At 48.7% G+C, this 604-nt stretch carries 1 protein-coding gene; it reads right to left on the bottom strand.

The annotated features are described in order from the left end of the window. Positions 1-604, bottom strand: a 604-nt coding sequence (locus ACWHAR_RS29390; protein WP_452088732.1) for a 3'-5' exonuclease, incomplete at both ends; no start/stop codon positions are given.

The raw sequence follows: 604 nt of genomic DNA on the forward strand, positions 1-604 counted from the left end.
TCTTTCCTCCTCAAGAGCGGCCTCGTCTCCTTTTCTTGCCGTTTCTAATGAGAAATCGTGCGGAATCGAGCCGTCTACAGTGCCTAACACGTAGACTGTTTTGAATTCAAGGCCTTTTGACCGGTGAATGGTCATCAGCTGAACGCCATGTTCATCCGTTCTGTTTTTCTCAGCGGCCCTCATATGGTCTACGTGGGCAAGAAAGTCAGGAATCGTTTTGAACTTCTTGGCGACAACCTTGATGTCACGCAAGTCATCGGAACCTTTTTCCAGCTTGTTGCCCTCATTGCCCCGCTTTTTTAAATACTCGGAGAAGCCCATTTTTCCTTCTGCAAAGGTGATGGCTTCTACGGGCTTCATCGTGCGGAGGCTTGCAAAAAACGGTACGATTTTCTTGATTTTGTCCAGCTGGAATGGCTTCAGATCAGGCAATTTGGCCAGCGCTTTGATCATGGTACAGTCCTCTGTAATCGAGAGCGCCTTCAGCGTATTCAAAGCGGACTGTTTTAAAAACAAGGCGGGAAGCAAGTGTTTAATCGCCTCGGTGTCATCCTCATTTTGGCTGGCGTACAAGTAGGCGAGAATCTGGCGGACGATCCGTCTG

The organism is Bacillus sp. LR--39 (assembly GCF_053613335.1).